20 protein-coding genes and 4 pseudogenes are annotated in these 25,088 nt (G+C 69.8%); 13 read left to right on the top strand and 11 right to left on the bottom strand.

Annotation, left to right across the window (positions count from 1 at the left end; translation table 11 throughout):
- Positions 1-106: 106 nt before the first annotated feature.
- The 4 genes and pseudogenes from G4Q83_RS16610 (at position 107) to G4Q83_RS16600 (ending at position 3,408) form a co-directional block, all read left to right on the top strand.
- On the top strand, positions 107-913 hold the full coding sequence (locus G4Q83_RS16610) for a DODA-type extradiol aromatic ring-opening family dioxygenase (protein ID WP_128421754.1): 807 nt from the start codon (positions 107-109) through the stop codon (positions 911-913).
- A 101-nt stretch (positions 914-1,014) separates the two neighbouring features.
- A pseudogene (locus tag G4Q83_RS16605) lies at positions 1,015-2,148 on the top strand (putative DNA modification/repair radical SAM protein); the annotation flags it as partial.
- A gap of 778 nt (positions 2,149-2,926) precedes the next feature.
- Positions 2,927-3,220: a helix-turn-helix domain-containing protein gene (locus G4Q83_RS24770; protein WP_128422014.1), complete on the top strand. Its 294-nt coding sequence runs from the start codon at positions 2,927-2,929 to the stop codon at positions 3,218-3,220.
- Positions 3,109-3,408 (top strand): transposase, encoded by a 300-nt coding sequence (locus tag G4Q83_RS16600; protein WP_425509774.1) that lies wholly within the window; start codon positions 3,109-3,111, stop codon positions 3,406-3,408. Before G4Q83_RS24770 ends, G4Q83_RS16600 begins: the two co-directional genes overlap by 112 nt.
- Positions 3,409-3,478: 70 nt before the next feature.
- Here G4Q83_RS16600 and tatC read toward each other — a convergent pair whose 3' ends face one another.
- The 4 genes from tatC to G4Q83_RS16580 form a co-directional block, all read right to left on the bottom strand.
- Positions 3,479-4,219, bottom strand: a complete 741-nt coding sequence (tatC, locus tag G4Q83_RS16595) for a twin-arginine translocase subunit TatC (protein ID WP_128421126.1) — start codon at positions 4,217-4,219, stop codon at positions 3,479-3,481.
- Positions 4,216-4,740, bottom strand: a complete 525-nt coding sequence (gene tatB, locus G4Q83_RS16590; protein ID WP_128421127.1) for a Sec-independent protein translocase protein TatB — start codon at positions 4,738-4,740, stop codon at positions 4,216-4,218. The genes tatC and tatB overlap by 4 nt, the downstream gene beginning before the upstream one ends.
- A 16-nt stretch (positions 4,741-4,756) precedes the next feature.
- Positions 4,757-4,984, bottom strand: coding sequence for a Sec-independent protein translocase subunit TatA (gene tatA, locus G4Q83_RS16585; protein WP_128421128.1), 228 nt, complete (start codon positions 4,982-4,984; stop codon positions 4,757-4,759).
- Between the two features lie 265 nt (positions 4,985-5,249).
- Positions 5,250-6,128 carry a lipid-binding SYLF domain-containing protein gene (locus tag G4Q83_RS16580; RefSeq protein WP_128421129.1) on the bottom strand — a complete coding sequence of 293 codons (879 nt, stop codon included), beginning with the start codon at positions 6,126-6,128 and terminating at the stop codon, positions 5,250-5,252.
- Between the two features lie 163 nt (positions 6,129-6,291).
- Here G4Q83_RS16580 and hemH point away from each other — a divergent pair, with 163 nt between their 5' ends.
- The 3 genes from hemH (at position 6,292) to G4Q83_RS16565 (ending at position 10,550) form a co-directional block, all read left to right on the top strand.
- Complete coding sequence (hemH, locus tag G4Q83_RS16575) at positions 6,292-7,251, top strand: ferrochelatase (protein ID WP_128421130.1); 960 nt, start codon at positions 6,292-6,294, stop codon at positions 7,249-7,251.
- The gene (locus G4Q83_RS16570) at positions 7,248-8,090 is read left to right on the top strand and encodes an alpha/beta fold hydrolase (protein ID WP_128421131.1); all 843 of its coding nucleotides are present in this window, start codon (positions 7,248-7,250) and stop codon (positions 8,088-8,090) included. Before hemH ends, G4Q83_RS16570 begins: the two co-directional genes overlap by 4 nt.
- 279 nt (positions 8,091-8,369) lie before the next feature.
- A complete protein-coding gene (locus G4Q83_RS16565) occupies positions 8,370-10,550 on the top strand; it encodes a methyl-accepting chemotaxis protein (RefSeq protein WP_128421132.1) in 2,181 nt (726 codons plus the stop codon).
- Positions 10,551-11,020: 470 nt separating this feature from the next.
- Here the strand turns inward: G4Q83_RS16565 and G4Q83_RS16560 are convergent, their stop codons facing one another.
- Entirely contained in the window at positions 11,021-11,800 is a 780-nt protein-coding gene (locus G4Q83_RS16560; protein WP_128421133.1) for a YgjP family zinc-dependent metalloprotease, read from the bottom strand.
- Between the two features lie 321 nt (positions 11,801-12,121).
- Positions 12,122-13,030, bottom strand: a complete 909-nt coding sequence (locus G4Q83_RS16555) for a recombination-associated protein RdgC (RefSeq protein ID WP_128421134.1) — start codon at positions 13,028-13,030, stop codon at positions 12,122-12,124.
- On the opposite strand from G4Q83_RS16555, the gene G4Q83_RS16550 reads away from it, so the two are divergent.
- Together G4Q83_RS16550 and G4Q83_RS23590 are read left to right on the top strand one after the other, a co-directional pair.
- On the top strand, positions 13,017-13,367 hold the full coding sequence (locus G4Q83_RS16550) for a hypothetical protein (RefSeq protein WP_185817239.1): 351 nt from the start codon (positions 13,017-13,019) through the stop codon (positions 13,365-13,367). The two genes, G4Q83_RS16555 and G4Q83_RS16550, sit on opposite strands and share 14 nt — an antisense overlap.
- A 196-nt stretch (positions 13,368-13,563) precedes the next feature.
- Positions 13,564-14,379, top strand: coding sequence for a VOC family protein (locus G4Q83_RS23590; protein WP_246432132.1), 816 nt, complete (start codon positions 13,564-13,566; stop codon positions 14,377-14,379).
- Positions 14,380-14,428: 49 nt separating this feature from the next.
- Here the strand turns inward: G4Q83_RS23590 and G4Q83_RS24765 are convergent.
- A pseudogene (locus G4Q83_RS24765) lies at positions 14,429-15,169 on the bottom strand (SDR family oxidoreductase).
- Between the two features lie 100 nt (positions 15,170-15,269).
- On the opposite strand from G4Q83_RS24765, the pseudogene G4Q83_RS16535 reads away from it, so the two are divergent.
- Positions 15,270-16,169: pseudogene (locus tag G4Q83_RS16535) on the top strand (AraC family transcriptional regulator).
- Here G4Q83_RS16535 and G4Q83_RS24760 read toward each other — a convergent pair.
- Complete coding sequence (locus tag G4Q83_RS24760) at positions 16,096-16,650, bottom strand: MFS transporter (RefSeq protein WP_386272980.1); 555 nt, start codon at positions 16,648-16,650, stop codon at positions 16,096-16,098. The pseudogene G4Q83_RS16535 and the gene G4Q83_RS24760 sit on opposite strands and share 74 nt — an antisense overlap.
- 142 nt (positions 16,651-16,792) lie before the next feature.
- Between G4Q83_RS24760 and G4Q83_RS16525 the strand changes: the two genes are divergently transcribed.
- The 3 genes from G4Q83_RS16525 (at position 16,793) to pyrF (ending at position 19,135) form a co-directional block, all read left to right on the top strand.
- Positions 16,793-17,356, top strand: a complete 564-nt coding sequence (locus G4Q83_RS16525; RefSeq protein ID WP_185817238.1) for a gluconokinase — start codon at positions 16,793-16,795, stop codon at positions 17,354-17,356.
- Between the two features lie 139 nt (positions 17,357-17,495).
- The gene (locus tag G4Q83_RS16520) at positions 17,496-18,395 is read left to right on the top strand and encodes a 5'-nucleotidase, lipoprotein e(P4) family (protein WP_128421135.1); all 900 of its coding nucleotides are present in this window, start codon (positions 17,496-17,498) and stop codon (positions 18,393-18,395) included.
- Positions 18,392-19,135, top strand: coding sequence for an orotidine-5'-phosphate decarboxylase (gene pyrF, locus G4Q83_RS16515; RefSeq protein WP_128421136.1), 744 nt, complete (start codon positions 18,392-18,394; stop codon positions 19,133-19,135). Before G4Q83_RS16520 ends, pyrF begins: the two co-directional genes overlap by 4 nt.
- 190 nt (positions 19,136-19,325) lie before the next feature.
- Here pyrF and G4Q83_RS16510 read toward each other — a convergent pair whose 3' ends face one another.
- From G4Q83_RS16510 to G4Q83_RS16500, 3 genes and pseudogenes are all read right to left on the bottom strand, one after another.
- A complete protein-coding gene (locus tag G4Q83_RS16510; protein WP_128421137.1) occupies positions 19,326-20,843 on the bottom strand; it encodes a tryptophan halogenase family protein in 1,518 nt (505 codons plus the stop codon).
- A 115-nt stretch (positions 20,844-20,958) separates the two neighbouring features.
- Complete coding sequence (locus G4Q83_RS16505) at positions 20,959-24,000, bottom strand: TonB-dependent receptor (RefSeq protein WP_128421916.1); 3,042 nt, start codon at positions 23,998-24,000, stop codon at positions 20,959-20,961.
- A gap of 87 nt (positions 24,001-24,087) precedes the next feature.
- Positions 24,088-25,082, bottom strand: a pseudogene (locus G4Q83_RS16500) (LacI family DNA-binding transcriptional regulator).
- Positions 25,083-25,088: the final 6 nt, after the last annotated feature.

Raw genomic sequence — 25,088 nt, 5'->3', positions numbered from 1 at the left:
GAATAGATATCCGGTGGGGGAGTGATTTATCTCCCCTGGCGCCGGGAATACCCTGTACGCCTGCCGCCGCCGCAGGCACCGTCCATCGTCACTGGAGAACTGCGCCATGTCCCGTCTGCCTTCGCTGTACGTCTCGCACGGCTCGCCGATGACTGCGTTGTATCCAGGCCTGGTCGGCGCGCGGCTGGCCGAACTGGCGGCGACGCTGCCGCACCCGCGCGCGATCGTGGTGGCGTCCGCGCACTGGCTGGCGCGGCAACCGTTGGTCGGCGCCGCCGCGCCGCCGCCGACCCTCCACGATTTCGGCGGCTTCCCGCGCCAGCTGCACGAGATGCAGTACCCGGCGCCGGGCGCGCCGGCGCTGGCGCGCGAGGTCGCCGAGCGGCTCGCACGCGCCGGCCTGCAGCCGCTCGTGGACGAGCGCCGCGGCCTGGACCACGGCGTGTGGGTGCCGCTGTCGCTGCTGTACCCGCAGGCCGACATCCCGGTGCTGCCGTTGTCGATCCAGCCGGAACTGGGCCCGGCGCACCAGCTGGCGATGGGCCGCGCGCTGGCGCCGCTGCGCGAGGACGGCGTGCTGCTGGTCGGCTCGGGCAGCATCACCCACAACCTGCACGACTTAGGCCGCTACGCCGACGGCAAGAATGCGCCGTATGTGCGTCCGTTCGTGGACTGGGTGGAGCAGGCGCTGCTGCGCGAGGACCTGCCGGCCCTGCTCGACTACCGGCGGCAGGCGCCGTTCGCCGAGCGCGCGCATCCGACCGACGAGCACTGGCTGCCGATCTACTTCGCCATGGGCGCGGCCGGCGGGGACGGACTGGGCGCGCAGCGCATCGATGCCGGCATCGACGCCGGGGTGCTGGCGATGGAGCTGTACCGGTTCGACGGGCGGGCGTCGCGCGCTGCGGCCTGAGCCGGAGTGGCGCGCGGCACCGGCCGGAGCGATTCATCGCGGTACAAGCGCTCGCGCCTGCCGTCTCACCGGCTGAGCCGGCAAGCGGGCATCGTCGGCGGGTGAATACCCTGGAAAAGCTCGCCGTGCTCGCCGACGCGGCCAAATACGACGCGTCCTGCGCCTCCAGCAGCGCGGACAAGCGGCATTCGCTGCGCAGCGGCGGCATCGGCAGCACCGAGGGCATGGGCATCTGCCACTCGTACACGCCCGATGGCCGCTGCGTGTCGCTGCTGCAGATCCTGCTGACCAAACTTCTGCGTGTTCTTTTATTGTGCGTACTGCATCAACCGCGTCTCCAGCAACGTGCGCCGCGCGCGCTTCGCGCCTGCCGAGGTGGTGAAGCTGACCCTGGATTTCCACAGACGCAACTACATCGAGAGCCTGTTCCTGTCCAGCGGCATCATCCGCAGTAGCGACTACACGATGGAGCAGCGGGGGGGGGGGGGGGGGGGGGGGGCGGCAACTGCGCCAGGAACACCGCTTCGCCGGCTACATTCACCTCAAGACCATTCCCGACGTGGCGCCGGATCTGCTGGCCGCGGCCGGCCGCTACGCCGACCGGTTCAGCATCAACGTCGAGTTGCCGACCGAGCATGGCCTGGCGCAGTTGGCGCCGGAGAAGAACGGCGGCGGCATCCGTGCGGCGATGGGCGAGCTGCGTTGGCGCATCGAGGAAAACAAGGAGGTGCAGCAAGGCCGAGCACAAGCTCCGGACCAAGCCGCCGCGCTTCGCGCCGGCCGGGCAGAGCACGCGAATGGTCGTCGGCGCCGACGCGGCCGACGACCGCGCGATCCTGCACACCAGCCACAATCTCTACGGCAATGACCGGTTGCGTCGGGTCTACTATTCCGCGTTCAGTCCGATCCCCGATGCGTCGTCGAAGTTGCCGCTGCAGGCGCCGCCGCTGCAGCGCGAGTATCGCCTGTACCAGGCCGATCGGTTGTTGCGGTTCTACGATTTCGCGGTGGAGGATATCGCGCCGCAGGCGGCCAGCGGCATGCTCGATCTGGACGTGGATCCGAAGCTGGGCTGGGCGTTGCGCCATCCGGAGCGGTTTCAGGTCGATTTGAATACGGCGGCGCGCGCGATGTTGTTGCGGATGCCGGGGTTGGACGCGCGCAATATGGAGCGGTTGTTGTCGTCGCGGCGGCATGCGTGGTGGCGAGTCGATGATCTGGCGCGGTTGCGCATGGGGCGGCGATCGCGTCATGGCGTAAGCCGGCAATGAAGGCGGTGGTCTTCCAGTGACCGTAAGGGGCCGAGGCGATACAGCGCTGGCCGCGTGGCGAACGCCCTCGCCGTCGCGTCATGCGGGTCGTCGTCGCTGTGTCGTCCAGAAGCACCAGGTGCGTTGAATCCCACCGGGACTGATCGTGCGCCCACTCAATCCGCGCCTGTTGCACGTCGGCGCGAGATCGCTCGCCGGCGTGCAGCAAACTCCACTTGTCGAGTTGATGCCACAGCGCCGGCACCTTGAGCTCCATCCCTTCCCCGGCCGGACGCTCGCTCAACTCCACCAGTGCCAGGTCCGGCGTCGCAGCAATCCACTGTCGAATCTGCGCTTCCTTGTGCGCGATCGACGATCGTCGATGACCGCCCATCGGCAGACTTTGGCGCTGCCCTTCTTTTGGGTTCTTCACCCAACCGAGTGGAAAGGCGCACGGCCGACCGTCAGCATTAGTGTCGTTGTCGAGGCAACAAAATGGCGATCGGCCGTGGCCGCCGGGGAGGGTATTGCGCCGTTGGGTGGCGGGGAGGGGAATGGGGTGTCGGGTTGGCGGTAGGAGCAGCCGGGTAACGGCCGTGGGTGGATCCTGGATCTGGTGCCACAGGCCGATGCCGCGCGTCGTTGCTCGGGCTGCCACGAGGTGGTCAGCGCGATCCACGATTGCAGCGTGCGTGGTCTCCGCGACCTGCCGGTGTTCGAGCATGCGGTGGAATGACGGGTACCGCGGTGGCGCCTGGCCTGCATGGGCGGCGGGCCGCGTTCGGAGCGCCTGGATTGGCTGGATCGGCACGCCGGCCCGACGCGCCGGCTGGCCGACAACGTGGCGCGGCTGTGCACGGCGACCTCGACCGTGCAGGCGGCGCGTTGGGTCGGGCTGGCCTGGACGCACTGCTGGCAGCCAACCGCGCCTTGCTGGCGGTCTACCTGCTCAAGGACGACCTCAAGCAGCGATGGCGCTGCCGCAGCCAGGCGTGGGCGCGCAAGATCTGGAAGAGCTGGAAACCTCGTGTCCTGCGCAGCGGCCTGGAGCCACTGAAGGTCTTCGTCGGCCGGCTGGAGCCGTACCTGCTGGGCATCCTGGCGCACTGTCGCTGGCCTCTGGGCACCCATCTGGTCGAGGGCGTCCACAACAAGATCAAGGTCATCAAGCGCATCGCCTATGGCCACCGCGATGATCACTCCTTCTTCCCCAAGATCAGGGCGGCCTTCCCCGGACTTGAGTGAAGAACCAAATTAAAGACCCATCCGCCGACGGAAAGAGATGGATCTGAAGAGTCAAGGTTTCAGACGAACGCTAATCCCGTATCTCCACTTCTGCCTTCCTGGTCACCGCGCTGGCGGCGAGGATGCCGATCTCGTACAGCAGGCACATCGGGATCGCCAGCATCAGCTGCGAGACCACGTCCGGCGGGGTCAGCACTGCGGCCAGCACGAAGATGCCGACCACCGCGTAGCCGCGGCCTTCGCGCAGCTGTTGCGGGGTCACCCAGCCGAGCAGGGCCAGGATCACCAGCGCCACCGGCAGCTCGAAGCTGGCGCCGAAGGCGAAGAAGATCGCCAGCACGAAGTCCAGGTAGGAGCCCGCGTCGGGCGTGAGCTGGATGATGTCCGGCTTGAATGTGGTCAGGAAATGGAACACCGCCGGCAGCACCAGGAAATAGGCGAACGCGCAGCCGACGTAGAACAGCAGTACCGCCGACCCGAGCAGCGGCAGCGCCAGGCGCTTCTCGCGCTGGTACAGGCCTGGCGCGACGAACGCCCAGGCCTGGTACAGCAGCCAGGGCACGGCGATGAACACGCCCACGAAGAAGGTCAGCTTGAGCGGGGCGAACACCGCGCCGGCCGGGTGGGTGGCGATCACGCTCTGCCCGATCGGCAGCTGCGCCAGCATTGGCGCAGCCAGCCAGGTGTAGATCGGCTTGGAGAAGGGCAGCAGCGCCAGCACCACCACGCCCAGGCCGATCAGCGCGCGGACCAGGCGCGCGCGCAATTCGACCAAATGCTCAATCAAGCTGCTTTCGGCTTCCGGATTCATCGCGACGCCTCAGGATCGCCGCCGGGCGGTGCGGCGCCAGGTGCCGGCGTGGCGTGGGCCACCGGATCGTGCACGGAAACCCGCGGCGCATCGGTGGGTGCGTGCAGGTGTGGCGTCGGGGTCGGCGTCGCGGCGGGCGCGGTGGACGGCGGCAACGGTTCCGGCACCGGCATCGCCGGCTGCGACTCGATGACCGCCGGTGCGGCGTCGGCGTGCGGTTCCGGTCCGGTCGGATCGATCTCGCGGCGCAGCGCCTCGGTCCCGCGCTGCAACTGCTGGCCGCTGTCGCACAGTTGCGATTCGGCCTGGCGCAGCGAGACCTGCACGTCCTGCAGGCTGCGCTTGAGTTCCTCCGCCTCCAGTTCGCGCTCCAGTTCCTGCTTTACCGAGTCCCACTGCGCGCGCGCGCGGCGCACCCACAGTCCGGCGAAGCGCGCGGCCTTGGGCAGGCGTTCCGGGCCGAGCACCACCAGCGCCACCACGGCGATCAGCAGCAGTTCGCTGAATCCGATATCGAACACGCCGGCGGCTTCCTATTCAGCGGGCGTCGCGGTCGCGTTCGGCCTGGCTCTCGCGGGACTGTTCGCTGTTGCGTGATTCGTCGCCGAGCTGGCCGGCGGGCTTGTCCTCGTCGCGCATGCCTTTCTTGAATTCCTTGACCGCACTGCCCAGATCCTTGGCGCCGCTGGTCAGCCGCTTGGTGCCGAACACCAGCAGCACGATCACCAGCACGACAAGCCAGTGCCAGATGCTAAAACCGCCCATGATCCGCTCGCAGAGAAGTCGTAAGGAACGAGGAGCATAACGCACCACGCCGCAGTGCGTTCGCTGTCGCGCGCCCGCATGCGCGCCATTGGTCTCCGCACCGGTCGCGCCGCCGTCGCCGCTCCTCGGCGCCGGTCGCCGCGAGGACGCGGATCCGGGTCCGGGTCCGGCGGGGATGGTTCGGGGCGGGCCCGGAAGCCGCCCGGCAGGCGCCGCGCCTGCCGGGGCTGCGCATTCAGGCGCAACCCGGGCCCGCCCGACGCCGCTAGCGATTGCCGTCGAGTGACTCGGTGCGGATCTCGCCTTCGGATACCGGCTGGAACCCCTGCTGCGGCGCCTGCGCCGGTGCCTGCAACGGCGCGGTGCGGACGGCGTCGGCGGGCGGCGCGGCCACGCTCGGCGGCGTCGCCTGGGCCGACGGCGGCGGCGGCGCGGTGCGGGCGCTGCCGCGGTTCTGCCGCGCAGCGTAGGTGGCTTCTTCGAGCTTGTCGCGGAACGCGACCACATCGTTGGACGGCGGGCTGCTGGTGCGGCCCTCGAAGATCATCCGCGGGGTGGTGTTGGCGCCGTACACCTTGAGGTTGGCCGCGTCGTCGATCTGCAGCGCCGCGCCGTCCAGCGCCACGCCGGCGAACAGGCCGCGCGCGCGCGACCACGACCAGATCTCGGCCTTGAGCTGCCCGTCGGTGGCGGCGGAGGCGTTGCGCCCGACCGGTCCGGCGGCCACGCCGGCATCGGCGCCCAGGGTGAACTTGCCGTTGACGATGTTGTCCAGGCTGCGGTCGTTGCGGAACACCAGCACCACGTCGGAGGACTGCACGCCGACCTGGAAGCCGATGCTGCCGCCGGTGAGCTTGACGAACACCGGGCTGGACCAGGTGTCGTCGGGCCGCTTGATCGACATCAGGCCATGGCCGCGGCGGCCGCCGATGACCAAGCCGGCCTTGAGTGTGTCGGGGATCACCACGATCGCGCGGCCCTCGTCGAGCAGCTTGTCGGGGATGGACTGCTCCGGGATCTCCTGGATGTCGGTCAATACGCGCAGCGCGTTGCGCGCGCGTTCGTCCTCTTCCGGGCCGGCCACGGCATGGCCGACGAACAGCGTGGCGCTCAACAACAGGGCGAGGCGCGGCAGGCGGGGCATGGCGGGCTCCAGAGCAGGTCCGCAGCAAGATACTGCAAGTGCTCGAAGTTAGTCATGGCGCAATGAATCGGCAATGAGTGGCGGCGGCCGCCACGCGCGCGCCGATCGCTGCGATAGAGACGATGGCAACGCGCGCGGCGGCCGCCTCTGCCACAATGCGCGCATGTCCGACGTACCCGATACCGCCGTGCTGGTGGTGAACCTAGGCACGCCCGAGGCGCCGACCGCGCCTGCGGTCGCCCGCTATCTGGCCGAATTCCTCGGCGACAAACGCGTCGTGGCGATTCCCCGGTTGTTCTGGTGGCCGCTGCTGAACTGGGTGATCCTGCCGCGGCGCTCGCCGCGCTCGGCGCAGAAATACGCACTGGTGTGGCTGCCGGAGGGCTCGCCGCTGGCGGTCTACACCCGGCGCCTGGCCGAGGGCATGCAGCGCGAACTGCCCGATCACCGCGTGGCCTGGGCGATGCGCTACGGCACTCCGGCGCTGGCGCCGGCGCTGGACGCGCTGCGCGACGGCGGCGCGCGCCGCATCGTGGCGTTGCCGCTGTACCCGCAGTATTCGACCACCACCACCGCCTCCATCAAGGACGTGGTGCAGGCGTGGCAGGCGCGCAATCCGCAGCTGCCGGTGACCCTGATCGAGAACTATCCGACCGACCCGGCCTGGGTCGCGGCGGTCGCCGACAGCGTGCGCGCGCACTGGGCGCAGCACGGCCGCGGCGAAACGCTGTTCTTCTCCTTCCATGGCCTGCCGCAGCGCGTGGCCGACAACGGCGATCCGTATCCGCAGCGCTGCGAAGCCAGCGCGCGGGCGATCGCCGCCGCGCTGGGCCTGGATGCCGGCGCGTGGCAGCTCGGCTACCAGTCGCGCTTCGGCGCCGAGCGCTGGCTGCAGCCTTACGCCGAACCGCGCCTGTGGGAACTGGCGGCGCAGGGCACGCGGCGGGTGGACGTGATCTGCCCCGGCTTCGCCACCGACTGCCTGGAAACGTTGGAAGAGGTGGCGATGGGTTTCGTCGAGACCTGTGCCGCGCGCGGCATGCAGGTGCGCTACATCCCCTGCCTCAACGCCGCCCCGGCGCACGCGCGCGCGCTGGCGCAGCTGGCCGCACGCGCCGCATGACACTGCGCGCATTCGCCTGCCCGTCGCGGGCCGGCACGCTGGCCGGGTTGCGCAGCGGCGATCCGCATGGCCCCAAGGTGCTGGCGCTGCACGGCTGGCTGGACAACGCCGCCAGCTTCGTGCCGCTGAGCGTGCAGCTGCCGCAGCTGGACCTGGTCATGCTCGACCTGCCCGGGCATGGCCACAGCGACCCGTTGCCGGCCGGCGCCGACTACCTGCTGACCAGTGCGCTGCATCCGCTGCTGGACGCGGCCGATGCGCTGGGCTGGGAGCGCTTCGCGGTGATGGGGCACTCGATGGGCGCGGCGATCGCCAGCACCCTGGCCGCCGCGGCGCCGCAGCAGGTCGAGAAGCTGGTCGCCATCGAGATGCTCGGCGGCCTGGCCGAGACCATCGAGGGCACCCTGGACCGGCTGCGCGACAGCGTCGCTGCGACCCGGCGCCCGAACCCCACGCCGTTGCGCGTGTTCCCCGACCTGGCCGCGCCGGTGCGCGCGCGGATGCAGGCCAGCCTGCTCAGCGAGCGGTCGGCGCGGCTGCTGGTGGAGCGCGGGGTCAGGCCGGTGGAGGGCGGCTACGCGTGGCGCAGCGACCGGCGCCTGACCCTGCCCACCGCGGTGCGGCTGGGCGAAGCGCAGGTGCAGGCGCTGCTGGCCGGCATCGATTGCCCGGCGCGGATCATCTACGCCGATCCGGCGCAGCCGTATTTCCCCGAGCCGTTGCGAAGCCAGCGCGCGGCGCTGCTGCGCCACGGCCGCCTGCACGTGCTGCCGGGCGGCCACCACCTGCACATGGAGCAGCCGACGGCGGTGGCGACGTTGCTGCGTGGATTCTTCTGAGTGCTGCGCGACACGCGCCTGGGCCGCCTGCGCCGCGCCTGGCCAACGCCGCGGCACGGCCAATCCCTGCAGTGAACGCCAGCGCGTGCGCGAAGGCCACGATCGCTTGCTCAAGTTCCCAGCGCCGCCGCCGATACCCCGCCTGGACGCGCAGCACGCCGCGATGGCGGGCGTCCGGGCGTCACGGTGCCGAATCCTGTCGTGGGCCGGTCGCGCTTCAGTAAAACTTGAGAGCCACGGTAGACGTGGGCAATGGCGCCCCCCATCTCCCTGGCCCAGATGATCCGTCTCCTTCGTCGTTATCCCGTCGGTCCCCGACTGACCTTCGCCTTTTCGGCGTTGCTGCTGATCTGCGGCGCGCTGATCGTCGCCAGCCTGGCATCCATGGCCCTGGCGCGCCGCCAGCTCGACGACATCAGTCTGGACAAAAGGGAGAAGATCCGCCTGTCCAATGCGATGGTGGCCGCGCAGGCGCGCCTGGAAATCGGCCTGCTCAACGACGTCATCCTGACCAATCCCGACGAGAAGCTGGCGATCGTGCGCGCGATCGGCCAGGCCGGGCGCGACTACGCGCAGGTGTGCCGCAAGCTGTTCGCGATGCGCCTGGACCCAGCCGACCGCACCGGCGCGCAGCGCCGCGCCGCGATCGACCAGGCCTACGCCCAGGTGCCGCCGTTCCAGACCCAGGTGCTGGCGCTGGCCGCCGACAACAAGAACGTGGATGCGCAGACCCTGCACCTGTACACGCTGCAGCCGCTGTTGGCGAACTGGCAGCAGGCGATCCAGCGCAACGCCACCCACCTGCGCGCGCTCAGCGACCAGGCGTATGCCGACGCGGTGACAACGATGGCCCGCGCGCGCTGGATGCTGCTGATCGGCGGCGGCCTGCTGCTAGCGGTCAGCACCTGGCTGGGCTGGTGCATCACCCAGAGCCTGGTGCGGCCGCTGCGCGAAGGGACGCCGATCGCCGCGGCGATCGCCGCCGGCCGTCTCGACCAACCGCTGCCGGTGCACGGCAACGACGAGGCCGCCGATCTGCTGCGCAGCATGCACACCATGCAAGCGCAACTGCGCGCGGTGCTCGCCGAGCAGCGGCAGATGGCGCAGCGCCACGCCGCCGGAGCGGTCGCGCACCGCAGCGACGCGGCGGCGTTCCCGGGCCAATACGGGCAACTGCTGCACGATGCCAATGCGCTGGTCGATCTGCACGTGGGCACGGTGCAGTCCACGGTCGCGTTGATGCAGCGCTACGCGATCGGCGACCTCGGCGAGGACATGCCGCGCCTGCCCGGCGAGCAGGTGGCGATCTCCGAGACCATGGACGCGATCAAGGCCAACCTCGGCACGCTCAACCGCGACATCTGGCACCTGGCGGCGGCCGCGGCGGCCGGCGACGTCAGCGCGCGCGGCGACGTCAGCCGCCACCAGCACGACTTCCGCACCATGCTCGAAAGCCTGAATCAACTGATGGCGACCGTGGACGGCAACCTCGGTGCGCTGTCGACGCTGCTGCGCGCCGTCGCCTGCGGCGACCTGAGCGTGCGCATGCACGGCCGATTCCATGGCGTGTTCGCGCGCATGCGCGACGACGCCAACGCCAGCGCCGATCGACTGGCGAGGATCGTGGCCGGCATCCAGCAGGCGGCCACGGCGATCGACGCCGAAGCCGGCGCCATCGCCGACGGGCGCCAGGACCTGTCGCGACGCAGCGCCGAACAGGCCAGGGCGCTGGAGCACACCGCGGCCTCGGCGGGGCAACTGACCGACACCGTCAAACAGAATGCGGTGCATGCGCACCAGGCCAAGCAACTGGCCAATGCCGCCGCGTCGGTCGCGCGCCAGGGCGGCGCGGCCATCGACGAAGCGGTGGCGGCGATGCAGGGCGTGCAGGACTCGTCGCGCAAGATCGGCGAGATCATCGCGGTGATCGACAGTCTCGCGTTCCAGACCAACATCCTGGCCTTGAACGCGGCCGTGGAGGCGGCGCGCGCCGGCGAGCAGGGCCGCGGCTTCGCCGTCGTCGCCAGCGAGGTACGTGCGCTGGCGCAGCGCTCGGCCGGGGCGGCGAAGGAGATCAAAACACTGATCGAGGCGTCGTTGTCCCAGGTCGCCGTGGCCTCGGCGCAGGTCCATGGCGCCGGCCGGACCATGGGGCGGGTGCTGGCGTCGGTGGGCGAGGTGAACGGCGTCGTGGCCGCGATCGTCGTGGCCTCGCAGGCGCAGTCGGCCGGCATTGAACAAGTCGGCCAGGCGATGGCGCAGATGGACCGGACCACGCAGCAGAATCTGGCGCTGGTGGAACAGGCCGCGGCGGCCTCGCATGCGCTGGAGCAGCAGGCCGGCACGCTGGCCGCGGCGGTGGCGGTATTCCGGCTGCAGGCGCGCGCCGCGGCGCCGGAACGCCCGTCCACGGCGGCCGCGGCGCCAGCGACCAAGCTCGACCTCGCCATCGGCGGCTAGAGCACGTCGATCCAAACGATGCCACTTGTGGGAGCGATTTCAGTCGCGACGATCTTTACAGGTAGAGCCATTGGCGACTGAAGTCGCTCCCACGACACTGCGCTGGCTGCAAATACCTGAATCGAAAATGCGCCAGCCGGGCGTCCAGGGCTGGCGCGGCAGCGCCGATGGCTGGCGGCTGAATGCACCGTGCAGACCAGGTCCGTGAAGCCTGGGGTAGACAAGATTTCGCTACAGTTGCCGCCACGCCCGCCGACAACAAGCATAGACGCACGACGTCCTGCGTTCGCGGCCCGATCCCGGCGTCCTGACATGCCGGCGTAGCGCCATTCGGGACGCGTGGCTCGCTGGCGCCGGAGACGCGCCGGGTTGCAGGCGGGCAGGGAGAGGGCGCCCGCCGGCGCTGCGCATGGAATTCTTCTAGCGCAGCGCTAAGGCGAAATCCGCCACGCCGTCCGATCCGCCGCGCCTCAACTCAGCAGCCGCCGCAATTGCGCCTTCAGGCGCCGCCCCTGCGCGTGGAAATAGTCGCGCTCGGCACGCCAGGCCGGGAACCGCGCTTCCACTTCGCGCCAGAACGCCGGCGAGTGGTTGGCCTGGAGCAGATGGCACAGCTCGTGGACCAGCACGTACTCGAACGCCGACGGCCGCCCCAGCACCAGCGCCAGGTCCAGTGCCATCGATCCGTCCGGCGCCAGCGAGCCCCATTGCGAGGACATCACCTTCAGCCGGACCCGCGCCGGCGCGCGCGGCAGCGACGGTAGGTACCTGGGCAGCCAGCGGCCGATGTCGGCGCGCGCTTGCGCCTCGTAGAACTCGCGCAGCGCGCGCGCGACCGCCGCGGCGCCGACGCGTGCCGGCAATTGCAGCTGCGCGCCGTCGGCATCGATCCGCAGGCGCGCGTAGCGGCCCTCGCTCCAGCGTAGCGGCAAGCGTTCGCCGCGCAACGGCAGCCAGCCCGGCGTGCCGCGCTGCAGGCCGGGTTCGTTGTCCTCGTCCCGGTAGCGCGCCAGTTGCGCGTCGAGCCAGTGCCGGTGTTCGAGCAGGAAGCGCTGGCCGGACGCCAGGCTGGCGCGCAGCGGCATGGTCAGGCGCGCGCCGCGTTCGTCGACACTGAGCTTGATCCGCCGCGCGCGCGGGTCGCGCACGCGCAGCACCTCGATCTCGCGCTCGTCCAACCGCAGGCGGACGAGGTCACGTTCGACGGCCACGGTGGGCAGCGCGATCAGGCGACGAAGGAAATCGGGCATGCGCGCAGCATACCGCTCATGCGCCGGCGCACGATGACCGGGCGCACTGATCGCGCTGCATGTCGCGGCTGGACTTCTGGCAACGCCCGCGAGCCGCTGCGCTGCACCGGGGCGAGCGCAGCGCGCGGTGCGGCGGCGGCATCGGGCCGGCGAAGCGGGGGGACGAATGTCGCGCTGTCGGGAGTGAAGCCCCTCCTACAGTGTTTCCGGCGAGTGCGCCGGCCATTGTGCAGGGAGCGGCTTCGGCGGTTGCGGGCCTGAGCCTCCTGCAGGTCGGCCAGCCGCCGTGCCGGCGTGCGGGCGTGAGGGCGCGGCGACGGCTCAGGTGTCCGCCTTGCTCAGCTTCAGCGCGTCTTCCAACAGCAGGAACAGGCGCCGCACCTCGGCGCTCATCAGCGCGAAGCGCGCGTCCAGTTCGGCGCGCACGCCGTCCTGGTCGGCGTTCTCCAACTGGTCCAGCGCACCATCGAGGAACTTCAGCTTGCGGATCACCAGGTCGTCGCCGAGCACGAAAGAGACGTGGTCGTCCAGGATCAGCGCCAGCTTGGTGACCTGCTTGCCGGCTTCCAGGTGCTTGTCGATCTCGTCGCAACGCAGTTCCTGGTGCTGGCACTTGACCACCGCGCCGCCTTCGATCGGATCCTTCATCTCGCACTCCTCGCCCAGGCTCAGGCCATCGGGTAGGGGCTCGCCGGCGATCCAGCCGGTCAGGATCGAGCGCGGCGCCACTTCCGCGTTCAGCGGCAATGCCGGAAAACTGCCCAGCACACTGCGGATCTCGGACATCACGTTCTCGCCGCTCTTGCGGCTGGAGGTGTCCGCCGCGACGTAGCCGTGCTGCAGGTCGAGCATCGCGTCGGTGCGCGAGGACTTGACGAAGGCGCGCGGCAGCAATTCGTGGATCAGGTCGTCCTTGAGCCGCTTGCGCGCCTTGCCGCCGGGCCGGCGTCCCTCCTTCTCCTCGATCTCGGCGACCTTGCGTTCGAGCAGGTCGTTGACCACCGAGCCGGGCAGGATCTTGTCCTCGCCGCCGACGGTCAGCCATAGGAACTCGGCGATGCGGTGCGACAACACCTCGCGCTCGTCGCGGCCGAACGGGGAAATGAAGCCGCGCGAGCTCATTTCCAGCGGGCCGACCGGCTTGAGCTGGACCTCCGGCAGGAGCATGTCGATCTGGGAAAAGTCGAGGGTGGTGGGAAAACGGAACAGGGTCAGGTTGCGAAAGAACATCGAGCATCCAGCAGAAGGGAACAAAACGGCCCGGCGCCATGCGCAGGGTAGGGCGGCGATCATTGTCTCATCGCTGCCGCCCCGATACCGCATCGTGCGGTTCAGCGGCGAATGCGGTCCACCGACTGGCGCCTCACGCGTCGTCCGCGTGCAGCGGCCAGGCGGCGGGCTCGGCATCGGCAACGCCCGCCGCATCTTCCTCGACCTGCTCGCCGACGCACCGGTCTGGGCGATCTGCGCCGTGTCCCTGCACAATCCGCAGGGACGCGATGCGCTGCGTGCGCAGGACGGCCTTACGCCCTCGCCGCCCTCGAAGAACGCCCCGCGCTGCGCGTGATCGGCGCGATCTGCGAGGTGCTGCGCGCGCAAGACCAACGGCCCGCTGCGTTCGCGCGCCTGGCCGACCCGGCGGTGCGCCTGCTTACCCGCGTCGTCGCCGAGAAGGGCGACTGCCCGGCCGGGGCGCATCTGGACTTCGCGCATCCGCACATCGCCCACGCCCACGCCGCTGCCTGGGCCTGGCGCCGGACACCGTGCTCAGCGGCGACAACCCGCCCGACATCGGTGGCAAGCCGCGCCGTGCTGCAGTTGGCGCACACCCTCGCCCCGGTCCTGGCCGCCTGGATCGAAACCGAGGGCGCGTTCCCGCGCTCGATGACCTGTGCCTGCCGGTGGCGGCGGCATGGCTGCAGTGCATGCGGCGGCAGGCGCACAATGGCGGGGCGCTGGTGGATCCGCCGGGCGCGGCGCTGGGCGGGATCGGTCGCGGCGCGACCGGCGATGCCGGCCATGCCGTGGGCGCGTTCCTCGCGCTGGATGCGGTGTTCGCGCCGCTGGCTGCGGATGCGCGGTTGGCCAAGGCGTCGCGAAGCGACTATGCTGCGCTCGGCGATGGAGGTCCGGCAGGTGCCACAAAAAGCCCTCGTGCGAACCTGGCTTCCGCCGCGCGCCTTCCCCCGGCCTCTCCGCCAGCGCAGGGAATCCCCTTGTTCAAGAACCTCATCCCGAAGATCTTCTACGAACGCCTGCAGGACGGACTCGATTTCTTCGTCGATGGCCTGGGCTTTGCCGTCTTGTACCGGGACGCGACCATGGCGGTCGTCGCGCGCGACGGCGCCAAGGCCTATCTGGTCGAGAATCCCGAGTGGGCGGCGAAGGATCGTCCGGAGCTCGGCATCGATACCGACGATGTCGATGCGATCTTCGAGGAACTGTCCACGCGCGCGCCGCAGTTGCTGCACCCCAACGCCAACCGGGTCGCGCTCAAGCCGTGGGGTTCGCGCGAGTTCGCGATGCTGGACAAGTCCACGGTGTGCGTGAACTTTCGCCAGTGGCCGGCCGAACGCTGAACCACGCCCGCCTCCGCCCGGACGAGGTTCCGGGCGCGATGCGCCTGCGTCATCCCAGTTCGGCCGCCCAGCCCTCGGCATCCGCACCGGCTGGGATGCGTATCGGGTTGGCCGGATCGGTGACGGCGCGCCACACGGCCTCGGCCACGTCCTGCGGGCGGGTGATCGGCCCGGCCTTGCCGGCACTGGCGACGAAGCCTTTCACCAGCGCGGCGTAGGCGGCGTGGTCGAGCCCGGTCATGTAGGGCCGGGCGTTGTCGCCGAAGCGGGTATCCGGCGCGCGGCCGGGCAGCGCCAGGTGCATGCGCACGCCGAACTGCGCGACTTCGGCGGCCAGCGATTCGGTGAAGGCGTTCACCGCCGCCTTGCTCGCCCGGTATGCGGCCAGCAGGGGCAGCGGCTTCAGCGTCGCGCTGGAGCTCACGTTGACGACGACCCCGGCCGCGCAATTGGCGGAACTGCGGCAGCACAGCCTGGGTCAGCGCCATCGTGCCCAGCGCATTGGTCTCCAACAGCTGGCGCGCGGTGGCCATGGGCGTGCACTCGAACGGCGCGGCCGCGCCGAAGCCGGCGTTGTTGACTAGCGCGTCGATCGGCCTGGCGGCCTCCAGGGCCTGTTGGATGCTCTGCGCATCGGTGACGTCGAGCGCGAGCACGCGCAGGCGCTCGGCAGGATGCCGTCGCGCGGCGTGCGCAGGGTGGCCACGACGCGCCAATCGCGGTCCAGGAAGTAGCGGGCGATCTCGAGGCCGAAGCCGGACAAGCAGCCGGTGATCAGGACGGTCTTCATGGGGAACTCCTTGCGGGGTGATGGCGGTGTCGCCGCGATGGGCGGCGCCAGCCGTACTCGCTACAAGCCGTGGTGCATATTTCTTTTGCAGGAGTCCGGCATGGTCGATCCGCTCGCTGAGGTGGTCACCCTGCTGCAGCCCGCCGCCCGGTTCTCGAAGGTCGTGCTCGGCGCCGGCGCGTGGGCCGTCCGCCGCTCGGACGCCGGGCAACCGTTCTATTGCGCGATCCTGGTAAGGTGTCTGCCGCCTGGCGATCGACGGGCAGGCGGCGATCGAGCTGCAGCCGGGCGATTTCGTCCTGGTGCCAGCGGCCCATGGCGTGGCCATGTCGAGCCTGCCGCCGCCTGTGACGGACGCCGGCACGCCGCCGCACGCAGTGGGTGCGGGCCAGTTCCGGATCGGCCGCCAGGACGGCCCCGCCGACCTGCGCATGCTGGTGGGCCATTGCAGCTTCGGCTCGCCCGACGCGGCCCTGCTGGTCGCGTTGCTGCCGCAGCTGGTGCACGTGCGCGGCGAGCCGCGGCTGGCCACGCTGGTGCATATGGTGGGCGAAGAGGCGCGCGCGCAGCGGCCCGCGCGCGAGGTGGCGCTGGCGTGGCTGCTGGAAGTGCTGCTGATCGAAGCGCTGCGTTCGAGCGCGGGAACCGGCGCGTCGCCGGGCTTGTTGCGCGGACTGGCCGATCCTCGCCTGGCGTCGGCGATCCGCGCGCTGCACGCGCGCCCGACTCGCCCATGGACCGTCGCCGAACTGGCCAAGGAAGCGGCGCTGTCGCGCTCTGCCTTCTTAGAACGGTTCGATCGCACCGTGGGCGCGGCACCGATGGAATACCTGCGCGCATGGCGATTGCGAAGGAGCTGTTGCGCCGCGACGGGGAGGGCGTCGCCGTGATCGCCGAGCGCGTCGGCTACAACTCCGCCAGTACCTTCAGTGCGGCGTTCTCGCGGCACGTGGGGATGACGCCGACCCAGTACGCGAGGGCGCAACGCGCCGCGGCGTGAGGATCGCCGCGGTGCGGGCGGCGCTCCATCGCACCCCGCCCCGGGCGCGCGGGCAGGCGCAACAGACGTGGCAAAAGCGGCAGTGTCGAAGTGCTGGGGAGCACGGCGGCCACCTCCGGTCACCCCGGCCATTCGTCGCCGCCGCCTCGATCGAGGCCGGCCGCCCTGCCCCGGTCCGGCGGCATGCCGCTGGTCGCCATCGGCAGCGCGGCGAACAGCAGATCGGGCCGGCACTTGCCCCAGTGCGTGCGGGTGCGGTCGGCGATCGCCGCATCAGCGGATCGGTGACCGCATCGACCAGCTTGGTCGGCAGGAGCATCGCGCCCGCCGCCGCCGACAGGCCCATCGTATCGGTGCAGAAGATCGGCAGGAACGCGAAGATGTTGGCCCAGTAGAAATTGAAGCCCATGTCGCCGATGCCGTCGCCGACCTTCTCGGTCCGGCGCAGCGGTGCATCGGCGCGTTGCGGTGGCATGGACATGGGCGATCCCGTGCGGGCGGGCATGCGATGATGGAGCGGCAGCGCGCGTTCCGCCGGTCGTGGCGTGCCGATGCGACACCACGCAGCGCCAACGCCGGCGCGCGCATCATGCCGAACCCACCGCCAGGCCTAGCCGCACGTGATGCACGCAACAGCGCATTCCTCCTCGCCACGCCACAGCCAAGCCATCGTCGTGATGGGCGTTTCCGGCAGCGGCAAGACCAGCGTCGCGCAGGCCCTGGCCGCGCACTACGGCCACGCGTTCCTGGATGCCGACGCTGTCCACAGCGCCGAGGCCAGGGCGCAGATGGCCCGCGGCGTCCCGCTCAGCGACGCGCAACGCGGACCCTGGGTGGCGGCATTGGCATTGCGCCTGCGGCAATCGCTCGACGCCGGCCGCGGCATGGTGCTGGCCTTTTCCGGATTGCGCCGTGCGCACCGGCAGCAACTGCGCGCCAGCGGCGTGCCGATGCGCTTGGTGTTCCTGCACGCCGCCGCGCACGTGATCGCTGCGCGCCTGGCGCGGCGCAGCGGTCACTTCATGCCGCCGCGCCTGTTGCAGAGCCAGATCGACACGCTGGAACTGCCGCTGGACGAACCCGACGTGATCCCGGTGGACGTGGACGCACCGTTAGACGCGGTCGTGGCGGATGCGATCGCACGATTGGACGCCGCGCATGGCGATGCAGGCGCCGGCGCTGCTTAACGAGCACCGCCGCGGCAACCGCGCATGCTATCGGGCCATCTACTTTCCCGGTCGTTTGCGCCGTCGCCCCGGCCGCGCCGCCGCGTGCGCTGCAACCGGCTAAAATCGGCGGATTCACTCGCCTAGGTTTCCCGCGCCGATGACCCCGATCGCCCGCACCGCACTGGCCTGCGCCTTGCTCGCCCTGTCCGCCTGCAAGCCGCAGGCGCCGGCCACCGATGCGGCGCCGCCGCCTGCCGCCACCGCTGCCGCAAACGCCCCGGTGGCCGGCGACGACAACCTCAACGCGGTGCTGTGGATGCAGCGCTCGGCCGAATACCAGGCCGTGGCCGAGCAGACCTATCGCGGCGCCGCCGACCGCCTGGATGCGGCGTTGAAGGCGCCGAACTGGGACGCGCTGGTGCCGGAGGAGCGCGGCAACGCGGCGACCGGGCTGAAGCCGGCGGTGGTGATGGACGTGGACGAGACGGTGCTGGACAACTCGCCGTACCAGGCGCGGCTGATCCGCAACGGCAAGGAGTACGACGAGCTCAGCTGGGACCAGTGGGTGGCCGAGAAGAAGGCCAAGCCGATCCCGGGCGTGGTCGATTTCGCCAAGGCGGCCACCGCCAAGGGCGTCACCGTGCTGTACGTGTCCAACCGCGCCGCGCACCTGACCGACGCGACCCCGGCCAACCTGCGCAGCGCCGGCCTGCCGGTGGCCGACAACAGCGTGCTGCTGGGCCTGGGCACGGTGGTCGAGGGCTGCGAGCAGAACGGCTCGGAGAAGAACTGCCGGCGCAAGCTGGTCGGTCGGCAGTACCGCGTGCTGATGCAGTTCGGCGACCAGCTCGGCGATTTCGTGCAAGTCCTGGCCAACACGCCGGACGGCCGCGCGCAGCTGCTGCAGCAGTACCACGACTGGTTCGGCGAGCGCTGGTGGATGCTGCCCAACCCCAGCTACGGGTCCTGGGAGCCGGTGCTGTTCGACAACGACTTCGCGCAGCCGCGCGCCGCGCGCCGCCAGGCCAAGCGCGACGCGCTGGAGCTGGCGCAGTGAGCCGTGCGCCGCTGCGGCTGCACGCGCGCGAACGGCTGATCTTCGCGCTCGACGTGCCCGACCGCGCCGAGGCGCTGGCGTGGATCGAGCGGCTCGACGACGCGGTGGCGTTCTACAAGATCGGCATGGAACTGCTGGCCTCCGGCGAGTACTTCGACGTGCTGGAGACGCTGGCCGCGCGCGGCAAGCGCGTGTTCGTGGACTTGAAGTTCTTCGACATCCCGGCCACCGTCGGCGGGGTGATCCGGCGCCTGTCGCAGTGGCCGGTGGACTACTGCACGATCCACGGCTGGCACCCGGCGATGATGCAGGCCGCGGCCGCGGCCAACGGCGGCGACATGCGCCTGCTGGCGGTGACCGTGCTGACTTCGATGGGCCGCGCCGACTTGGCGTCGATGGGCATCGATCGCGCACCGGAAGAGGTGGTGGTGGAGCGTGCCTTGGCCGCGCAGGCGGCCGGCATCGATGGGGTGATCGCCTCCGGCCAGGAAGCGGCGCCGATCCGCCGCGCCACCGGCGCCGGCTTCTCGATCGTGTGCCCGGGCATCCGCCCCGGCGGCCCGGTCGGCGACGACCAGCAGCGCACCGTCGGCGTGGCCCGGGCGTTCGCCGCCGGCGCCGATGCGATCGTGGTCGGCCGCCCGATCCGCCAGGCCACAGACCCGTGCGCCGCCGCCGGCGCGATCCAAGACGAGATCGCGGCGACGCTCGCGGCGTTGAAGGACAGTCGATCTATCTAGTAATATCAATGACTTATATTGATTAACTTAAGCCATTGCATTAGCTGCGCAGTGCCGGTAGCATGCGCAGCGTCCGGCGATGCCGGAGATGCGCCACAACCGTTCTCCGGCTTCGGTCGGATTTGAGAAGGCCCCCGCCTGGTGCGGGTGGCCTCTTTTTTTGCCGCGGCCAGCGATCGCGACGGCGCGCTCAGGCCGGCGCCGCCGCGCAGTAGCGGTCGATGAAGGCCTGGTGCGGCGGCATCGCGTCCACGCAATGGCCGATGGTCTGCTCGACGCTGGCGACGAAACGTTCGATGTCCGCGGCCGGCACCTGGTCCACCAGCGGGTGGTAGGCGCGCGGCAGGATGCCCTGCCCGACCATCACCTGCACCCAGCTGATCTCGGCGAACATCTCCTCGCCGTTGCGGTAGAAGCGGCCGCTGTCGCGGAACAGGTCCAGCGTCGCTTGCAGCTCCGGGGTGATCGCCATGTTGCGGCACTGCCGCCAGAAGTCGCTGTCCTCGCGCTCGGTGGCGTTGTAGTGCAGCACCAGGAAATCGCGGATGCGGTCGAACTCGAAGGCGATGCGCTCGTTGTAGCGCTGCACCAGCACCGGGCTGATGCCCTCGCGCGGGAACAGCTCCAGCAGCTTGGAGATGCCGGACTGGATCAGGTGGATGCTGGTGGATTCCAGCGGCTCCATGAAGCCGCTGGCCAGGCCCAGCGCGACCACGTTGCGGTTCCACGCCTGCTTGCGGCGCCCGGTGAGGAAGCGCAGCGGGCGCGGATCGGCCAGCGCCGGGCCGTCCAGGTTGGCCAGCAGCGTGGCTGCGGCTTCGTCGTCGCTGAGGTGCGCGCTGGAATACACATAGCCGTTGCCGGTGCGGTGCTGCAGCGGGATGCGCCATTGCCAGCCGGCCGCGCGCGCGGTGGCGCGGGTGTACGGCGTCGGCGGCCCGACCTTGGCGCACGGCACCGCCAGCGCGCGGTCGCACGGCAGCCAGTGGCTGAAATCGTGGTAGCCGGTGTGCAGCGCCTGCTCGATCAGCAGGCCGCGGAAGCCGGAGCAGTCGATGAACAGGTCGCCGGCGATCACCTCGCCCGAAGCCAGCCGCACCGAGACGACGTCGCCCGATTCCGGATGCAGCTGCGCCTCCTCGACGATGCCCTCGCGCCGTGCCACCCCGCGCTGCTCGGCGAAGCGGCGCAGGAACGCCGCGTACAGCGAGGCGTCGAAATGGTAGGCGTAGGCGATGTTGGCCAGCGGCGAATTGGGCGGCGCATCGCTGGCGGAGGTCATGAACTTGCCGCGCTTGGCCGCAACTGTATTGAGCGTGTAGGCGCCCAGCGGCTTGGCCTTGCCGAGCAGCGCCTGCTTGATCCAGTACTGCTGGAACGGCAGCAGCCCGAGCGGATGCCCGATCTCGGTGCCGAAGCCGTGGACGTAGGACGCGCCCGGGCGATGCCAGTCGACGAACTCGATGCCGAGCTTGAAGCTGCCCTGGGTCTGGCGCACGAACTGCGCCTCGTCGATGCCCAGCAGGTTGTTGAAGGCCTTGATGTGCGGCACCGTGGCCTCGCCGACGCCGACGATGCCGATCTGTTCCGACTCGATCAGGGTGATGCGGTAGGCCGGGCCCAGCACGCGCGCCAGCGCGGCGGCGGCCATCCAGCCGGCGGTGCCGCCGCCGACGATGACCAGGTGGCGGAGAGGGGCGGCGAGCATGCGAGCGCGGTCCTGTGAGAAGAAGGAGCGACCGAGACGCGGACGGGGCCAAGCGGGCCCGTCCGCAATGCCCCACGCGCGCCGGCCCGGACACGCGCGCGGGCATGGCGCTGGATCAAAACTTGGCGCCGATCTCGAACGTCACGGTGCGCGGCACGTAACTGATATCGCCGGTCTTGTTGATGGTGATGTTTGGATCCAGGCGACCGTTGCTCCCAAAGCCGTTGTAGACGTACGAGGCATAGTTCTTGAAGTTGAAGGCGTTGAGCAGGTTGATGCGTGCCGACAGCTTGAAGTCGTTGTACACGGTGAAGTCCTTGCTGGCCTGGAAATCGACCGTGCGATAGCGCCAGATCTTGCCGCCGAGCAGGAACTTGCCGCTGCCCGGCGGCACCACGCCGATCTGCTGGCAGGTGCCGCCATCCGCGTCGACCTTGCCGTAGCAGGCGATGGTGTTGATCGGCTCGGGCGTGGCCAGCACCACCTTGGCGCCGAAGGTGACGCCCCACGGGCCGTCGATCGAGCCGGAGGCGACGAAGCGGTGCGCCGCCACGGCATTGGACTTCACGAACGGATAGTCGTGGATCGTCGCCTTGTCGAGCGCGTACGGTTCGTCGATCTGGCGGTTCTGGCGCGCGCTGGTGTGAGTGTAGGCCAGGGTCAGGCCCCAGCCCGATTCCTTGGTGTACGGCTTCTCCGCCGACAGCAGCACCTGGCTGCTGCGCTGTTCCAGCCCGTTGTCGCCGATGATGGTGTTCTGGTAACCCGGCACCGGCTCGCCCCAGGGGATGCTGCCGTTCTGGAAGTAGGACCCGTCTGGATAGCGGTTGATCAGCGACATGACGAAGCCGTCATAGCTGAGCACACGCTGGAAGGTCATATCGGTGAACCAATCGCCGACCTGGTTGCTGATGCCGATGCTGTATTGATCGCTGTACGGGGTCTTGAGCTTGTTGTTGAACATGAACATCTCGCCGTTGCCGCTGACGCCGGGGATCGAGGTCAGCTGACCCACCCCGTTGAGATAGCGCGGGTCCCACGCGGTGCAGATCCGGTCCGCCTTGTAGCAGGTGCCGGTCGCCGGGTTCTGGAAGTACACCGCCACCGGCGCCAGGGCGCCCTTGCTGGTTTCCAGCGCCAACTGCTCGAACAGGTTGCGGTCGTAGGAACGGCCGGCGCCGCCGTGCAGCACCGCGCGCTCGTCGCCGAAGAGGTCGTAGGAGAAGCCCAGGCGCGGCGCCCAGGCATCCTTGAAGTTCTTGCGGTTGTGGCCGGTGCTGATGTAGTCGGCCACGTCGATGCCGCTGGGCAGCAGGCGGTTGGCCCAGGGCTGCTGGCCGGGAAGGTCGGGGTCGTCGCCATACAGCGCGTCGACGAAAGCCTGTGGGTGACGGAATCGGGTATAGGCCGGGGTGTCCTCGTAGTCATAGCGCACACCGGCGTTGATCATCAGCTTGTCGGTGGCGGCCCAGTCGTCCTGGATGTAGATGCCGTACTGCCTGGACGGCGACTCCACCGTGGCCTTTTGCCCGGGGACGTTGTACGGGCCGACGAAATCCACCCGGTAGGGCGTGGCGGCCACGCCATTGGCATCGACGGCATAGGCGAACTGCGGATTCACCGCTGCCGCGTCTTGCGCGATCAGTTTGACGTCCTTGTAGCTCACACCCATCTTGATGGTGTGCTCGCCATGCCACTCGAAGCTGGTGAAGGTCAGGTCGTTCTGCAGGAACCAGCCCTTCTGGCTCTTGCGCTGCACACTGAGACCACCGGCCGGGCCAGTGAGCAGGAACGGGTATTCATCGATATCGTTGGAGTTGGCGCGCGGCGACAGATAGATGTAGCGGATGCCATTGCCGAAGTTTCTGGCCGTCGGATTGTTCTTCGAGTCCTCGGTGCCCACGATCAATTCGTTGAACCAGTTGTCGCCGCTGTGCTGCCAGCGCAGGTTGGAGCGCTTGTCCTTGTTGATCTTGTCGACGGCCTGCTCGGGCGTGCTGAAGCCGCCGATGTTGGCAATCTGCGTCTCGTCCCGATACAGGGCGCTCAGCTCGATGCGGTCGCGATCGGTCGGCTCGAAGTCGATCTTGCCGAAGAACAGATCTTCGGTGAACGGCAGGTTCGCCGCGCCGTACTGGCTGGACAGGTTGGACGGCAGGAAGCCAACGTAGGGCAGCGCATTGGCCTGGGCCTGCACGCTCTTGGGCACCACGTTCTCCTTGCCCTCGTAGGCCACGAAGAAGTGCATGCGGTCCTGGATGATCGGGCCGCCCAGGGCGAAGCCGTACTCCTTGGTCTGCGAATCGATCTTGCCGTTCTTCTCCTCGTCCGGACGCTTGTCGCGCAGGTCCTGGTCGGTATAGCGGTAGAACGCCTCGCCGTGGAACTGGTTGCTGCCGGACTTGGTCGCCGCGGTGATCGCCGCGCCGCTGATCTGGCCGTACTCGGCCTTGTAGTTGGACGTGATGACCTTGTATTCGCCGATCGCCAGCTGCGGGAACGGATTGCCCTGGGTGTCGCTCTGGCCGGCGATGCCGCCGCTGCGCACGTAGCTCTTCTGGCCGACACCGTCGATGTACAGGTTGCCGGCGCTGGCGTTGGAGGCGCCGCCGCGCAGCTTGGTGTTGCCGCTGCCGTCGACGGTGAACACCATGCCCGGCACGGTGTCGGCGAACTCGAGGAAGTTGCGCGTGGCCTGCGGCAGCTGCTGGATCTGGTGCAGCGACACCACGTTGCCCACTTCCGAGGTCTTCACGTCCTTGAGCGTCGGCGGCGCGGTGACGGTGACCGTGTCCAGCGTGGTCGCGGCGCCACCCGGCGCGGCCGTCGTGCCGGCATCGAGGTCGACCGTGGACGAGGAGGCGACCTGCAGCGTCACCGTGCGGCTGACGCCGTTGGCCTCGACCGTATAGGTCCCCGGCGGCAGGCCGACAATGGTGTAGTTGCCGTTGGCGGCCACCTGCGCGCGCCGCACCGAGCCGGTGGCGGTGTTGGTGACGGTGACTTCGGTGCCGGCCTGGGCGGCGGCCACCTGGCCGCGCAGGGTCGCGCTGCTGGACTGCGCCAGCGCCGGCATCGCTGTGAACAGGCAGCTCGCCAGGGCGCAGCACAGCAGGCTGCGCGCGGGCAGATTGGAACCGCAACGCGTTCTCTTCATGACAGTACCCCTCCCAGGGCGGTAAACGGGATCGTTACGCTTTGTACTAGCTTAGGTGCCGGTGGCGGCCGAACGCGGCGGGCGGTGTCAGTCCATGGCGGTTCCTCGCTGCGCGCTGGACGCACGGACGATCAATTGCCGGGCGATATCGGCGGGCGGCGGCGCGGTGACGGCGGCCGATGGCAGGTCCAACGCGACGATCGGCAGTGGCATGGCCCACGCGCCGAAGCCGGCGATGTCCACGCGCAGGGGAGGCAGCGCCGGGGGCACGTTGCGCGCCATCATCACGTCGTCGAAGCCGGCCAGGGCGATGTCGTCGTGCACGCGCAGGCCGGCATGGACGAAGGCGAACAGGCAGCCCAGCGCCATCATGTCGTTGGCCGCGAACACCACGTCCGGGCGCTGTCCCGGCAGCAGCACCTGTCCGGCGCGGTAGCCGGAGGCTTCGTCGAAATCGCCCGGCAGCACCCGCGCCGGTACCTGCGGGCAGCGCTCGCGCAGCGCGTCGCGGTAGCCGCGCAGGCGTTCGCGCGCATCGAAGTTGTCGTCCGGCCCGGCGATGAAGGCGATGCGGCGGTGGCCGCTGTCGAGCAGGTGGCGGGTCATCGCGCGCGTGCAGCGGTAGTTGTCGACGTTGAGCGCCTGCGCCTCGGCGATGCGCTCGGCGCAGTTCATCAGCACCGCCGGCAGTGCGTCGGGAAGCATGCCGATGGCGCCGTCGGCGCCGCTGCCCAGACAGGGCGACATGATCAGCAGCCCCGGGCAGGCGCCGTACCGCCAGCCGCTGCGCCTCCGGCTCGCCGTGCTGGCTGGACACCAGCAGGTGCAGGCCGCGCTCGCGCGCAACCGTGTCGATGCCGCGCATCAGTTCGGAGAAGAACTCGCCGTGCAGGTCGGGCAGGACGGCGTGGTGCGGCACGTAGTGCTGCAGGGCGCGCGCGGCTTCCCGCGCGCGCGCGCGCCGGCTCGGCCACGTGCTGGTGGCCGTTCATGCTGCGCGAGGCGGTCGCCACCGACACGTTGGCCAGGCGCGCCACGTCCTTGATGGTGATGCTCGCCTGCTGTTCCGACGAGGGGGCGATGTGCGG

It is taken from the genome of Xanthomonas theicola (genome assembly GCF_014236795.1).
In the GTDB taxonomy this organism is placed as follows: domain Bacteria; phylum Pseudomonadota; class Gammaproteobacteria; order Xanthomonadales; family Xanthomonadaceae; genus Xanthomonas_A; species Xanthomonas_A theicola.
Note: the sequence above shows the minus strand (reverse complement) of the source record. Positions and strands in the feature narration are given on the sequence as shown.